The 457-nt window shown below is 61.7% G+C and carries 1 pseudogene; it reads right to left on the reverse strand.

The features are described from left to right. Positions 1-43: 43 nt before the first annotated feature. Positions 44-457 (reverse strand): annotated as a pseudogene (locus L1069_RS23955) (transposase); the annotation flags it as partial.

The following is a 457-nucleotide window of genomic DNA, read 5'->3' on the forward strand; positions in this document are numbered from 1 at the left end:
TCCGTCAAGCTGGTGTGATTTCCCGGATGGCCAGAGGTCATGATCAGGCGGCTTGTGTTGAAAGGCTGAGAATGGGGTCTGTCTGCTCTGCGCCGGTTTCGGCGAAGGCCTCAACCATCATGTAGCGGCTGGCGATCTGCCATTCGCCGTTCTGTTCGAACAGCACGGCGCCGATCAGGCAGGTGATGGGGGCCTCATTCAGGAAAATACCGGCGGCATCGGCCCGGCGCTTCACCTCCTTGTTCAAGCGCTCGATCGGATTGGTACTGTGCAACTTCGTTCTGTACTGGCGCGGAACGCCATGTTGGCCAGCACGATGGCCGCCCTGAGGCCGCTGTGCGCGTCGCTGAACACCAGCTTGGTGCCGTTCCAGCCCCCGGGCTTTCAAGCCGCGCAAGAAGCCCGTCCAGAAAGTCCCGGCTTCTGACGGACCAAGCCCCGGACCAATGAGTTCGCG

The organism is Leisingera sp. MMG026, from assembly GCF_021654205.1.
Taxonomy (GTDB): Bacteria; Pseudomonadota; Alphaproteobacteria; order Rhodobacterales; family Rhodobacteraceae; genus Leisingera.